Source organism: Micromonospora maris AB-18-032 (assembly GCF_000204155.1).
Taxonomy (GTDB): Bacteria; Actinomycetota; Actinomycetes; order Mycobacteriales; family Micromonosporaceae; genus Micromonospora; species Micromonospora gifhornensis.
The window spans coordinates 3,571,379-3,584,843 of sequence record NC_015434.1 but is presented as its reverse complement, the minus strand read 5'-3'; the positions used below and the strand labels follow the sequence as shown (position 1 = coordinate 3,584,843).

11 protein-coding genes are annotated in these 13,465 nt (G+C 71.5%); all 11 read right to left on the bottom strand.

From position 1 onward, the window contains the following. Window positions 1-42: 42 nt before the first annotated feature. The 11 genes from VAB18032_RS15910 to VAB18032_RS15860 all read right to left on the bottom strand — a co-directional run bounded on the left by VAB18032_RS15910 (window position 43) and on the right by VAB18032_RS15860 (window position 13,318). The gene (locus tag VAB18032_RS15910) at window positions 43-918 is read right to left on the bottom strand and encodes an HpcH/HpaI aldolase/citrate lyase family protein (protein ID WP_013733889.1); all 876 of its coding nucleotides are present in this window, start codon (window positions 916-918) and stop codon (window positions 43-45) included. After that, on the bottom strand, window positions 915-2,381 hold the full coding sequence (locus VAB18032_RS15905) for a dihydroorotase (RefSeq protein WP_043720912.1): 1,467 nt from the start codon (window positions 2,379-2,381) through the stop codon (window positions 915-917). The genes VAB18032_RS15910 and VAB18032_RS15905 overlap by 4 nt, the downstream gene beginning before the upstream one ends. Before the next feature lie 37 nt (window positions 2,382-2,418). Continuing rightward, a complete protein-coding gene (locus VAB18032_RS15900) occupies window positions 2,419-3,843 on the bottom strand; it encodes an MmgE/PrpD family protein (RefSeq protein ID WP_013733887.1) in 1,425 nt (474 codons plus the stop codon). Beyond that, window positions 3,836-4,702, bottom strand: coding sequence for a cyclase family protein (locus tag VAB18032_RS15895; RefSeq protein WP_013733886.1), 867 nt, complete (start codon window positions 4,700-4,702; stop codon window positions 3,836-3,838). Before VAB18032_RS15895 ends, VAB18032_RS15900 begins: the two co-directional genes overlap by 8 nt. 30 nt (window positions 4,703-4,732) lie before the next feature. Continuing rightward, the gene (locus VAB18032_RS15890; RefSeq protein ID WP_013733885.1) at window positions 4,733-5,932 is read right to left on the bottom strand and encodes a CaiB/BaiF CoA transferase family protein; all 1,200 of its coding nucleotides are present in this window, start codon (window positions 5,930-5,932) and stop codon (window positions 4,733-4,735) included. Between the two features lie 96 nt (window positions 5,933-6,028). Beyond that, window positions 6,029-7,285 (bottom strand): MFS transporter, encoded by a 1,257-nt coding sequence (locus tag VAB18032_RS15885; protein ID WP_013733884.1) that lies wholly within the window; start codon window positions 7,283-7,285, stop codon window positions 6,029-6,031. Continuing rightward, a complete protein-coding gene (locus VAB18032_RS15880; protein ID WP_013733883.1) occupies window positions 7,272-8,696 on the bottom strand; it encodes an aldehyde dehydrogenase family protein in 1,425 nt (474 codons plus the stop codon). The genes VAB18032_RS15885 and VAB18032_RS15880 overlap by 14 nt, the downstream gene beginning before the upstream one ends. Further along, window positions 8,689-10,428 carry a thiamine pyrophosphate-dependent enzyme gene (locus VAB18032_RS15875; protein ID WP_013733882.1) on the bottom strand — a complete coding sequence of 580 codons (1,740 nt, stop codon included), beginning with the start codon at window positions 10,426-10,428 and terminating at the stop codon, window positions 8,689-8,691. The genes VAB18032_RS15880 and VAB18032_RS15875 overlap by 8 nt, the downstream gene beginning before the upstream one ends. Then, a complete protein-coding gene (locus VAB18032_RS15870; protein ID WP_013733881.1) occupies window positions 10,425-11,498 on the bottom strand; it encodes an ABC transporter substrate-binding protein in 1,074 nt (357 codons plus the stop codon). The genes VAB18032_RS15875 and VAB18032_RS15870 overlap by 4 nt, the downstream gene beginning before the upstream one ends. 131 nt (window positions 11,499-11,629) lie before the next feature. Next, window positions 11,630-12,502: an ABC transporter permease gene (locus VAB18032_RS15865; RefSeq protein ID WP_013733880.1), complete on the bottom strand. Its 873-nt coding sequence runs from the start codon at window positions 12,500-12,502 to the stop codon at window positions 11,630-11,632. A gap of 21 nt (window positions 12,503-12,523) precedes the next feature. Continuing rightward, a complete protein-coding gene (locus VAB18032_RS15860) occupies window positions 12,524-13,318 on the bottom strand; it encodes an ABC transporter ATP-binding protein (RefSeq protein ID WP_013733879.1) in 795 nt (264 codons plus the stop codon). Window positions 13,319-13,465 lie beyond the last annotated feature (147 nt).

Sequence of the window (13,465 nt, the reverse complement as noted above, 5' to 3'; positions counted from 1 at the left end):
GTACCCGCTTCACCCGCCCGACAAGCCGACTGGCCTGGGCCTTCAGCCGCCCGTGACGGCCCGGCCCAGCACCTCCCGGGCGCTACGGGCGACCGCCGCGTCGATCATCCGACCGTCGGCGGAGACCGCCACAGCGGAGCCGTCGCGTTCCGCGGCGGTCAACCGGTCGACGATGTCCCGGGCCGCGGCGACCTCCTCTGCCGTCGGCGAGAACACCCGGTTGACCACGGGCACCTGGGCGGGATGGATCGCGGTGCGACTGCGGTAACCCTGCCGCAGCAGCAACCGGCTGGTGGCCTCCAGCCGCTCCGGGTCCCGCAGGGCCGTCTCCGTCGGGCCCACCGGCGGGGCGATCCGGGCCACCGCGCAGGCCAGCACGACCCGGGAGCGCAGCGGCCACAGTTCCATCTTGTCCGGGCCGGGTTGCAGGCACAGTTCGGCCGCCAGGTCGGCCTCGCCGAGGCCGAGGCGTACCACCCGGGGGGCGGCGGCCACGGCCTCGGCGCGCAGGACACCTTCTGCCGTCTCCAGCAGGGCGAACACCGCCAGGTGACCGGCCGGCAGGTGGTGCTGCCGTTCGGCGTCGCCGAGCAGCCGGTGCACCTCGGTCACCGACTCGACGTCGGCCTTCGGCACGACCACACCGGTCAGGTGCGGCCCGGCCACCGCGGCGATGTCGGCGGCCGGGGTGTCGGCGTTGAGGCGTACCCACCACTGGGGGCCGGCGGCCGGGTCGGTGAGGAACGCGCCGAGCGTGCTGCGGGCGGCGGCCTTGCTGGTCGGCGCGACCGCGTCTTCGAGGTCGAGGATGCAGGCGTCGGCGCCCCGGGCCGCGGCCCGCGCCAGCTTGTCCGGCTGGTCCGCCGGCACGTACAGGTAGCTGCGGGCCGCGGCCGGGGTGGGTCCGAGGGCGGTCACGGCCGGGTCGGCCGGGCCAGGTGGCGGCCGCGGGGCTGGCCGACCACGGTGCCGGCGCGCAGGATCTGCTCACCGCGCAGGAAGGTGTCGGTGACCTTGGCGGTCAACTCCATGCCCTCGAACGGGGTGTACTCCTGGGTCGACAGCGACTCTTCGGCCCGCACCGTCCAGGTGTGGTTCGGGTCGACGAGGCAGAAGTCCGCGTCCAGCCCCTCGGCGATGGCGCCCTTGGTGGCCAACCCGAAACGCCGCGCGGGCGCCCACGAGGTCAGCTCGGCGACCCGACCGTAGGACAGGCCCCGCTTGACGCCTTCGCTGATCAGGCCGGGCAGCAGGTACTCGGCGCCACCGAAGCCGGACTTGGCGACAAAGATGTCGTCCTTCGGCTCACCGAACTTGACCTCGGCGCGGCAGCAGGCGTGGTCGCTGACCACCCAGTCGATCGTGCCGTCGAGCATGTGACCCCACAGGGCCTCCACGTCCTCGCGGGGACGAAGCGGCGGGTTGACCTTGCCGCCGAGGCCGTACGCGGTGTCGATGTCGGCCAGCAGGTGACCGATGGTCACCTCGCGGCGGAAGTCGACGTGCGGGAACGCCTGCGCCATCCGCAGCGCCGCGTCGACCGCCTTGGCGGAGGTCAGGTGCAGCAGGTTGATGGTGGGCAGGCCGGTCTCGTGGGCCAGGTAGGCGGCGATGGTGACCGCCAGACCCTCGGAGTGCGGCGGCCGGGAGGCGCTGTAGGCGGCGAGCCCCTTGAGGCTGCCGTCCTCCTCGACCAGCCGGGTGTACGCCCGCATGATCTCCGCGGTCTCGCAGTGCAGGGACAGCGAGATCTCGTCGGCCAGCTCCGGGAACTGTTCCCGGGCGGCCTGCACGCCACGCATGACGAACTCGAAGTGGGCGTAGTCGTACCGGGCGTCCGGCGGGATCATCAGGAAGGAACTCTGGTCGGCCGAGCGGCCGTGCAGCCCGTGGCCACCGTAGAACATGAAGATCTTGAACGAGGTGACGCCGTGGTCGCGGATCAGCTCGGGGATCTCGTCGATGTGCTCGGTGGTCATCGGGGCCACGTGGAAGGCGAAGTCGACGTAGGACTTCTGGTCGGTGGCGCGGTGCACCTCGGGGAAGAACTCGCGGTACGGTCCGCCGCGGTTGAGGTAGTACTGCCCGGTACGGATGTAGTTGAGCGCGGAGGTGACACCGCCCTGCGCGCAGGCGCGGCTCTCGGTGGCGGCGTCCTCGGCCAGCGGGTGGTAGATGCCCCAGTGCTGGTGGGCATCGACGACGCCGGGGAAGGCGAGCTTGCCGCCGGCGTCCACGACGGACTTCGCGCCGGTGACGTCGAGGTGCGGCGCGAGAGCGGCGATCCGGCCGTCGCGGACACCGATGTCCAGCGCCGCCGGCTCGGCCTGGTCGTGCCGCACCACTCGGACGTTTGTCACTACGAGATCGAAGGGTTCCACGATGTGCTCCTGAGGTTGGCGGGCCGCGAGGCCGGTGTCAGTCGACGTCGGTGCGGAGGTGGGTCAGGGGGCGCAGCAGGTCGTTGACGTCGCTGACGTCGGCGAGGCCGAGCACGGTGGACACCACCTGGTCGGCGGTCTCCGGGGCGATGCGCCCGGCGACGTTGTCCCGGAACTTCATCGCCAGTTCGGCGTCGGACAGCGGTCGTTGCGGGCCGCCACGGTTGGCCAGGACCTCCTCGCGCCAGGTACGGCCGTCGTCGGTGCGTACGGTCACGATGGCCGGGAACTGGTACGGGAAGATCTTGTTGCACTCGTCGTCGGGGACCACGTCGACGTGGGCCATCAGCGCCCGGCGCTGCGGGTCACGGGCCAGCTCGTCGGTGAAATCACCCAGCCCGAGGCCCAGTCCCCCACCACCGAGCAGCCCGGCGACGATCGCGTACGGCCCGCTGAACTGCGCCTGGTAGCCGGTGTCGGGGGCCCGCTTGGTGGCGATCGGTTCCCCGATGGTGCGGATCACCGCGGCGGGTACCCGCAGTTCGATGTGAGTGATCCGGTCCACCGGCACACCCTGGGCGCGCAGCGCCAGACCGGCGTCGATGGCCGCGTGGGTGAAGTGGTTGGCCGGGTACGGCTTGAAGAAGATGTCCGGCACCGCCCACCGTTCACCGAGCCCGTCGGTGATCTGCTCGTAGTCGGCTTCGCCGCGCAGGAAGGCGGTGTAGAAACCGAACCGGCCCTCCAGCACGGTCGGTGGCCCGGTGAAGCCGCGGCGGACCAGGTCGGCGGCGGTGACGGCGTTGTGCGCGGCCCAGCCGCAGTGCAGCCGCTTGACCGTGCCGCCGGTGCGGTTGGCCTCGATCAGCCCGGCGGCCATCGAGGCGGTCACCCCGAGCACGTCGGTGAGCTGGTTCTCGTCGAGTCCGAGCAGCATGCCGGCGGCGACGGCGCCGCCCATCGCCCCGCAGATGGAGGTGGCGTGCTGGCCGTGTTCGAAGAACACCGAGTTGTTGAGGACCGGGTCGAAACCGGCCATGCCGAGTCGTACGGTCGTCTCGATGCCGACCGCGACGGCGTTGGTCAGGGCGGTGCCGTCTGCGCCGGCGGCCTGCGCGGCGGCCAGCGCCGCGGGCACCACCGCGGCGCTGGGGTGCAGCACCGAGGGCAGGTGGGTGTCGTCGTAGTCCAACGAGTGGGCGAGCACGCCGTTGCCGAACGCGGCCTGCGCGGCGGGCACCGCATCGGGGAGGCCGACGACGTGTGCCTGGCCGCGTCCACCCTGGTCGGCGACGTAGTCCAGGGCGGCGCGGCTGGTGGGCAGCCGGTGCGCGGCCACGCACAGCCCGAGGATGTCCAGGACGCGTTGGCGCACGCTGGCGGCGAGCCGGTCGGGCAGGGCGGTGGCGCCCGTGCCGGCGGCGAAGGCGGCGAGGTGCTGGGCGAGGGTCTGCTCAGCCATTGGCGATCACCGCCAGCGGGCGCACCGGCGAGCCGGTGGCGCCGAAGATGGCCAGCGGCGAGAGCACGAACAGGAACTCGTGGACGGCGTCGGCGGCCAGTTCCTCCAGCGCCATCGTCTCGATGATGTAGACCCCGCGTTCGACGAGCAGCACGCGGTGCGCGGGGAGGACGCTGTGTCCGGCGCCCGGTCGTAGGCATTCGAAGGCGATGGTGTCGGCGCCGACGGCGTGTGCGCCGGCGTCGGCGAGCCAGGTGGCGCCGGCCGCACCGACACCCGGCACGCCGCTGGCGTGCCCGACGTAGCGGGTGCGGTCCTCGTGGTCGAACAGGCGTCCCCAGCCGCTGCGGATCAGCACCACGTCACCGGGGCGGATCGGGGTGCCCTGCCGTTGCGCCGCGGCCGACAGGTCCTGCGGGGTGATCTCGTAGCCGGGCGGGCAGCCGTCGGGCTGGCCCAGGGCGGCCGGGACGTCGAGCAGCACACCCCGGCGGACCATCGGGGCGATGGTGTGCGCGCCGAGTTCGGCGAAGCGTCCACCGCGGCCGGCGACGGCGGCGTCGGAGCCGTCGACCAGCCGGCCGTCCTGGGAGACGTGGGCGAAGGCGTCGATGTGGGTGCCGACGTGGGTGCCCATCGTGATGATGTCGTTGGCGGCGGACCCGCCGTCGGCGCGCACGTTGTCGCCGTGCCGGCGGGGCAGGGCGTGCCAGAACGGCGGGTGGTTCGGCGACTGCGGCATACCGATGGTCAGACGGCGGCCCAGGTCGTAGGTCCGCACTCCGGCGCCGACGGCGGCCAGGAGCGCCTGCGTCCCGGTCACCGGGCTGGTTGCGGCGGTGGTGCTCGTTGTGGTCACGACAATCCTTACCTTGTGTGGTGGCGGCCGTCAGGCCACGATCTCCCGGGCGCGCAGCTCGGCGACGGTCTCGGGGGTGCAGCCGAGTTCGTTGACGAGGAGGTCGTCGGTGTCGGCCCCGAGGGGTCGACCGGTGAAGCGGATCCGGCCCGGGTTCTCCGACATGCGCCACATCACGTTGTGCATCAGGACCTCGCCGAGGTCGGCGTCGGGCACCTTGACCACCATCTCGGCGGCCTGGACGTGTTCGTCGGTGACGATGTCGCGGGCGGTGTAGACGGGTGCGACGGCCGCGCCGGCCTCTTCGAAGGCGCGCATGACCTCGTCGCGGGTGCGTTCGGCGATCCATCCGCCCACGTAGTCGTCGAGCAGGTCGGCGTGCGCGGCGCGCTCGCGTCCGGAGGCGAACCACGGTTCGTCGATGACCTCGGGGTGTCCGACGAGACGCAGCACCCGTTCGGCGATGGTCTGGGCGCTTGTGGACACCGCGACCCAGTCGCCGTCCTTGGTGCGGTAGGTGTTGCGGGGGGCGTTGTTGGTGGACCGGTTGCCGTGCCGGTGGCCGATGACACCGAGCTGGTCGTAGACGGTGGGGCCGGGGCCGACCGCCGTCATGATCGGTTCGAGGAGGCTGAGGTCGACGACCTGGCCCTTGCCGCCGTTGCGGGTGCGGGCCCACAGCGCCACCATGGTGGCCGAGGAGGCGGCGATGCCGCAGATGCTGTCGGCCAGGCCGAACGCCGGCAGGGTGGGTGGGCCGTCGGCCTCGCCGGTCAGGTGGGCGAAGCCGCTCATCGCCTCGGCGAGGGTGCCGAAACCGGGCCGGTGCGCGTAGGGGCCCTTCTGGCCGAAGCCGGAGATGCGCACGACGACCAGGCCGGGGTTGAGCTCCTGGAGCTGTTGTGGGCTGATCCCCCACCGTTCCAGGGTGCCTGGGCGGAAGTTCTCGACCAGCACGTCGGCGGTGGCGGCGAGGCGACGCAGCAGGTCGGCGCCTTCCGGAGTGGACAGCTTCAGGCCGATCGTCCGCTTGTTGCGGGAGATCTCCTTCCACCACAGCGGAATGCCGTCCTTGGCGTGGCCGTGGCCGCGCATGCTGTCCCCGGCGACGGGGTGTTCGACCTTGATGACGTCGGCACCGAAGTCGCCGAGGATCTGGCAGCACAGCGGGCCGGCCAGGATCGTCGAGGCGTCGATGACGCGGAGTCCGGTCAGCGGTCCGTCGTGCATTGGGCCTCCCCTATCCATTTCGTTCGCTTCAAGCGAACGGCGTTTCGCTCAGCAGAATAGTCCGGGATCAGGTGCGGGGTCAACGCAGACAACCCCTCACCTCGGCTGATGCCGGGTCAGCCGAGGCCGCAGCACCACCGCCGCCGCGATCGCCGCCGCCGCCGCGACGAACGCCCCGGTACGGGCCGAGAAGGTGTCCCCCAGCCAGCCGTGCAGCATCGCCGCCCCCGGCCGGATGCCGAGGAAGCACATCGACCACAGGGCCATCACCCGGCCACGTACCTCGTCGGCCAGGCCGTGCTGCATGGTGGCGTTGACATCGCTGACGGCCAGCAGGTAGCCGGCTCCGCCGAGGGCGATGCCGACCGTGGCCATCACCGGGCCGGGACTGACCGCCAGCAGCACCATCCCGGCGCCCAGGGCGAACACCCCCACCGCCCCGGTGCGGCCACTGCCCATCGTGCGGCGCAGCCGCCCCACCCAGCCGGCGATCAACGCCGAACCGATGCCGAAGAAGGTGATGAAGACACCGACCAGCAGTTCACCGCCGCCGAACCCCTCGGCGAACAGGGGCGACAAGGTGTTGATCGGCTCCATCGCCAACCCGATCAGCGCCACCGCCACCAGGCAACGCAGCAGTTCGGGACGGCCACGCACATAGGTCAGACCGCCGAGGACCCCCAACCGGCCCCGCGGGCGGGTACCCGCGGCGGGCCGGGGCAGCCGTACGCGACTCAACGCCGCGGCGAACACCAGGAAGCTGGCGGCGTTGACGGCGAACGCCGTACCGGCCCCGGCCAGCGCATAGGTGGCCGCACCGGCGACCGGGCCGATGGCCCGGGACAGGTTGAAGGTCAACGAGTGCAGGGCGATCGCCTGGGGGACGTCGGCACGGCCGACGATGTTGGGCACCAGCGCCTGCGCGGCCGGACCGGTGACCGCCTGACCCACCCCGGACAGTCCGACGAAGGTGAGCAGCAGCCACGGATTCAACGCGTCCAGGAACGCCAGCACCGCGAGCACGGCGGCGGCGGTGCCGCCCAACGTCTGCCCCACGATGATCAGCAGCCGCCGGTCGACCCGGTCGGCCACCGCCCCGATCACCGGGGCGAGGACCAACTGCATGGCGAACTGCAGGGCGGTGACCAGACCCACCATGAACGCCGAACGGGTCAGCGCGAAGATGGTCAGGATCGCCGCGACGTTCTGGAACCACGTACCGGTGTTGGACGCCAGCGACCCGAAGAAGTACGGGCCGAAGCGGCGGTCCCGCAGCAACGCGAGACCGCCACGTCCCTCTTCATCGGCTGGCCTGTCGGCCGGCGGATCGGCCGGGCGATCAGCCTGCCGCACCCGCGCCTCCCATGCCGTACCCCTGGGGGATGCCACCGGCCAGGGAGGTCCACACCGACTTGGGGCGCAGGTAGAGCCGGGCCGCCTCGGTGCCGTTCTCCCGGCCGTAGCCGGACAGCCCGACACCACCGAACGGCACCAGGTCCGACAGCACCCGGTACGTGTTGATCCACACCGTGCCGGCGCGTACCTGCCCGGCGAAGCGGTGCGCCCGGGCGATGTCGGCGGTCCAGACACCGGCGGCGAGACCGAACTGGGTGTCGTCGGCCAGCCGCAGCGCCTCGGCGTCGTCGCGGAACGACGACACCGCCAGCACCGGCCCGAAGACCTCCTCGCGCAACACGCGAGCGCCCTCGTCAAGCCGGTCGAACACCGTCGGCGGCACGTAGAAGCCGTCCCGCAGCCGCTCGTCGTCGGGCAGCGCGGCCTGCGCGACCAGCCGGCCGGCGTTGCGGGTCTCGGCGATGAACGCCACCGTCTTGTCCCGCTGCGCCGCGGTGATCTGCGGGCCGAGGTCGGTCCGCTCGTCGAACGGGTCACCCACCTGCAACGTGCGTACCCGCGCGGCCACCCGGTCGAGGACCTCGTCGTAGATGGACTCGTGCAGCACCAGCCGCGAACCGGCGATGCACATCTGACCGCAGGAGGCGAAGACCCCCAGCACCACGGCGTCGACCGCCCGGTCCAGGTCGGCGTCGGGGAAGACGACCTGCGGCGACTTGCCGCCCAACTCCAACGCGATCGGGGTCAGGTTGGCCGCCGCCGCGCGGGCGATGGCCTTGCCGGTGTCGTGGTGCCCGGTGAACACGATCAGGTCGACGCCCGGATGCGACACCAGTGCCGCGCCGGTCTCCCGGCCGCCCGGCAGCACCTGCACCAGCCCTTGCGGAATGCCCGCCTCGGCCAGCAGCTCGCCCAACCGCAGGGCGGTCAACGGTGTCTCCTCGGCCGGCTTGAGCAGGCAGGCGTTGCCGAAGGCGAGCGCCGGGGCGATCTTCTTGGCGGCGAAGAAGAACGGCACGTTCCACGGGATGACCCCGGCGACCACGCCGTGCGGCTCCGGCACCGTGTACGTGTGGTACTCGGGCCCGACCGGGATGGTCTCCCCGCGTACCTGCTCCGCCCAGCCCGCGTAGTAGCGGAAGCTGCCGGCCGCCCGGCGTACCTCACGGCGGGTGTCGCTGAGGATCTTGCCGGTGTTGCGGGTCTCGGTCTCGGCCAGGTCCTCGACCCGGGCCTCGATGAGGTCGGCGATCGCGTGCAGGACCCGCGCCCGCTCACTGCCGGTACGCCGCGCCCAGGCCGGCTGGGCGGCGCGGGCCGCCCGGACGGCGGCGTCCACGTCGGCCGGCGCGGTGGGTGCGACGCGGGCCAGGACCTGCGCGTCGATGGGCGAGACGACATCAACCATCGGTGTTCCCTTCATCGGCCGGGGTGCGCGCCCGGCGTCCCGGGTCCATCGACCCGGTGAGGTGTTCGGGCACCCAGACGTCCAGCACGGCCGGCACCCGGTCCCGCTCGACGGAGGTGCGGGCCCGGTCCAGGGCGGCGGCCAGGTCGGCCGCGGCGACCACCCGTTCGCCGTAGCAGCCCTGGGATCGGGCGTGGGCAGCGAAGTCCGGCGACGGGGTGAGGTGGCCGCCGAGCACCGTGGGTTCGGTGACCGCCAGGCCGCCCGGGTAGTGCGCGGCCAGCGTGGTCGTGCCGGTGCGGTAGCCGCCGTTGTTGACCACCACGGTGACCACCGGGGCGTCGCACTGCTGCTGCAACCACAGACACGAGTCGGGCGAACCGAACAGGTACGAGCCGTCCCCGGTCACCGCCACCGCGTGCGCGCCGCCGGCGGCGATGCTGGCGCCGGTGGCCGCCGCCACCGACCAGCCGAGGCTGGACCCGCCCTTCTCGAACAGGGTGCCCGGCTTCGTCCGGCTGACCGTGGTGGTGTCGAACACCTCCCAGGTCAGCAGGTCGTCGGGGCGCAGGTGCCGGTCCAGCGCCGCGGCGATCAGCGCCGGAGTGGGTACGCCGCTCGCCGGCGCCCCGCCGTCGGTGCTGCGCCGCGCCCGGCCGGCGGCCGGCGGGTGTTGCCGGCGTCGCCGGATGCTGTCGGCGTCACCCGGCCCGGCCGAGCCCACCTCGGCGAGCACCGCGGCCAGGAAGGCCGCCGGATCGGCGGTGGTACGGGCGTCGGCGCGCAGTTCGTACAGCGGCACCCGGCTCTCGATCGGGTCGGGTCCCACCCAGCCGATCCAGGCGTCGTCGCGCGGCCGTTCCACGGCCGGCATCCACGGCACCGGGTGGTCCAGCACGACGATGACGTCGAACTGGTCCAGCGCATCGGTGGTGTGCCACGGGTTGTCGTCCGGCAGGTTCATCCGGTAGCGGGAGGCGCGCACCTGCACACCGAGGGTGTCGGCCAGTTCGGCCAGCAACGCGACGGCCTGCGGGTTCACGCCGACCCGGTCGGTGACGACGACCGGCCGTCGGGCGGTGGTCAACCGGCGGGCCACCTCGCTGACCACGTCGGGGTCGCCGGGGCCGAGCCGTGGAATGCCGAGCATCTGCGCGCTGGGAGTCGGGCCGTCGGCCGGCACCGGGTACCGGCCCACTTCCTCGGGCATCGCCAGGTAGACGGGGCCGGGTCGGGGGGCGAGCGCGACCTGCAGGCCGCGCGCCACGACCAGGCCGGCGTCGTCGAGGGCGGACAGCTTGTAGTCCCACTTGACGTACTGCCGCACGATCGAGCCCTGGTCCCAGCGCTGCTGCTTCCAGAACACCGGTGAGGTGCGTGCCTCGGCGCGGGTGGGCGGATAACCCGACATGATCATGATGGGGTGGTCGCCCCACATGGCGTTGTGGATGGCGCCGCCGTGGTGCAGCAGACCGAGGTCGGCGTGGGCCGCGGTCATGGCGGGCCGTCCGGTGACCATGGTTTCGCCCATCGCGGCGGTGAGCGCCACGTGCTCGTGCGGGCAGGTGATGAGTTCCGGGGTCGGCCGGCCGTGGTGGCGGGCCTGCGCGTGGGCTTCCTGGAACGACGTCAGCTCGGAACCGCTGTTGAACCACAGCCGCTGCACGCCGCTGGCCGCCGCCGCTGCCAGCACCGCCGCCGCGGCGCTGGCAGCGGCCGGGCCGCTGGTCACAGGTTCCTCGCGCGATCGAGGTAGTCCTTGTAGATCAGCTTCTCGATCGGGGCCGCGGACTTGACCAGGCCGGCCTTGATCAGGCTCTCCTGGCCGGACAGCCAGGTCTGCTCGTTCATCTGCAGGACCTTGTCCGGGCCGGCGGCCAGCCAGCTCTCCACCAGCAGCGGCAGCTCGGCGCGGGCCTGGGCCGGGTTGGCCTCCGGGTTGTACTTGCGCAGGTCTTCGATGACCTGGTCCCAGTTCTCTTCCTTGCTGGCGTACTCGATGGCCTTGAGCACACCGGCGAGGAACTTCACCGGCATCTCGCTGTCCGACTCGATCATCTGGAGGCTGGTGTTGTACGAGTCCGACGGCATCGGGGCGAACTCGTCGGTGCTGAAGAAGACGACCTCGCCGATGTCCTTCTGGATGGTGGCGCGGTCGGTGTTGACGCAGATCCAGGCGTCGACCTCGCCCTTGCGGGCCAGCTCGTACGCGGCGGTGCCGACACCGGTGACCGGACGCTTCACCGTCTTGGGGTCGACGCCGGCGTTGATCAGCATGACGTCGAGCAGGTTCTCGGTGGCGCCACCGGTGGAGACGATGCCGCAGGTGCGCCCGGCCAGCTGGGCCGGGTTGCGGATCGCCTTGTCGGGCATGGAGACGACCTCGAACTGCGACTTCTGCCGCAGGCTGGCGATGCTGACCAGCGGGGCCTGCTCGTTGGCCACCGCGATGACCGCGTTGATGCCGTTGGCTCGGGTCAGGTCGGCCGAGCCACCGAGCACCGCCTGGATGGCGGTGGCGGTGCCCTGGCCACCCTTGATCTCCATGTCCAGGCCGTACTCGGCGAAGTAGCCGCGCTCCTTGGCGACCATGGTCTCCACGTAGCTCAGCGTCAGGCTGGAGGCGGCCATGTACGTGCCGGAGATGCTGCCGTCGGCGTTGACCTTGTTGTCGTCGCTGCCGCAGCCGCTGAGCAGCAGGGTCATGCCGCCGGCGCTGGGCAGCAGCAGCCCTGCGGTGGCGCCGAGCCGGAGGAACGAGCGCCGCGAGACCGGCGCGCCGATGGAACGGTCATTTTTCACGAGAAGCTCCCGGTGCCGAGGAAGTTGCTGGATGGGGGGGTGAAGGGGGATGAAGGCAAGGAGAGGTCCGCCCGCGCCGCGTCGCGGCGCCGACCGTGGATCTGCGTGGGGGTGAGAGAGGGTACGGCCCGTCAGGGCGTGCGTCGCGGCTGCACCGACTCGTGCCAGGGAATCAGCAGGCGCCGGGCGCCGGTGACGATGCTGTAGAGGGTGAAGCCGAACAGTGCCATGATCAGGATCGCGCCGAACAGTTTGTCGACCTGGAGGCCGTTCTGCAGGTTGACCGCGTACCGGCCGAGGCCCTTGTCGCCGCCGAGGTACTCGCCGACGATCGCGCCGATGGTGGCCTGCACGACCGCCAGTTCCATGCCGGCCAGGATGAAGGGCATCGTGTACGGCAGGTCGGCGCGCCAGAACCGCTCCCAGCGCGACGCCTTCAACGTCGTCATCAGGTCGTGCATGGAGCCGGGCACCGAGCGGATGCCGAACGAGGTGTTGATCAGCAGCGGGAAGAAGGCCAGCAGAGCCGCCATGACCACCTTGGACGACGGGCCGAAGCCGAGCCAGAGGATGAACAGCGGCACCAGCGCGACCTTCGGCACCACCTGGGTGGCGACGATGAACGGCCGGGCGATCCGGTCGAACAGCGGTGACTTGCCGATCAGCAGGCCGAGTCCGACGCCCAGCACGATCGCCAGCGCCAGGCCCATCATGACCTCGTAGAAGGTCGTCCAGATGTGGGTCTGCCACACGAACGGGTCGGTGATCTGCTCGATGAACGAGGTGAACACCGCCTCCGGTGGCGGCAGCACGAACCGGGACAGGTCCGTGATCTCGACGTAGAGCTTCCAGGCCAGCAGGAACAACGCGATCAGCAGTGGGCTGGTGTAGAAGGACAGCCAGCGGTTGTTGCGCAGTCGCTGCGACCAGGTCGGTGGCGGGGGCCGCAGGAGCTGTCCGGAGGGCGATGTCGGCGCCGAGGGGCGCTGGTCTGTAGTGGTCACGTGCGACACCTCGAGTACGGGTCAGGCCGAGACGGCGGGGCGGGCTTCGGTGTCCTGCACCTCGCCGATCTGACGGCGCAGTTCGGCGGTGAGGTGGCGGAACTCGGCGGACTCGGTCATGTCGATGGTCCGCGGCCGGGGCAGCGTCACCTCGGTGATGGAGTGGATGTGGCCGGGCTTGGTCCCCAGCATCACGATCCGGTCGGCCAGGAACACCGCCTCGGAGACGGAGTGGGTCACGAAGACGACCGTCTTGCGGTTCTCCAGCCAGATGCGCTGCAACTCCACGTTCATCATGTCGCGGGTCTGCGCGTCCAGGGCGCCGAAGGGTTCGTCCATCAGCAACACCTGCGGGTCGTGCGCGAGCGCGCGGGCGATGGAGACGCGCTGCCGCATACCGCCGGAGAGCTGGTGCGGGAGCTTGTTCTCCGCCTCGGGCAGCCCGACGAGGGTCAGCATCTCGCGGACCTTCTCGGTGCGCTCCCGCCGACCCATGCCGGCCATTTCCAGCGGCAGGGCGACGTTGGCGCCGGTCGTGCGCCACGGCATCAGGGTCGCCTCCTGGAAGACGAAGCCCAGTGGCCGGTCGGCGCGCTCCGGTCGGTCGCCGTGGTCGAGGCGGACCCGCCCCACGGTGGGGCTCTCCAACTGACCGATGATCCGCAGCAGGGTGGTCTTGCCGCAACCGGACGGGCCGAGCAGCACGACGAATTCGCCGTCGGCGATGTCGAGCGAGACGTCGCTCAGCGCGAGCATCGACTGCCCGCCGGCGCCGGCGAAAACCTTGCTGACACCCTCCACTTTGATCGCACTCATGGCCACCCCTGTCGCCCGCCGGGCTCGCGATAATCGCGAGATTGTTCGCTTGTGCAGTACGCCGTTCTGTTGGTGCGAACGTAAGCTATGTTCGGCGGCAAGGTCAATGGTCCGCGGGGCCGGACTCGGCGCCACTGGTTCCATACC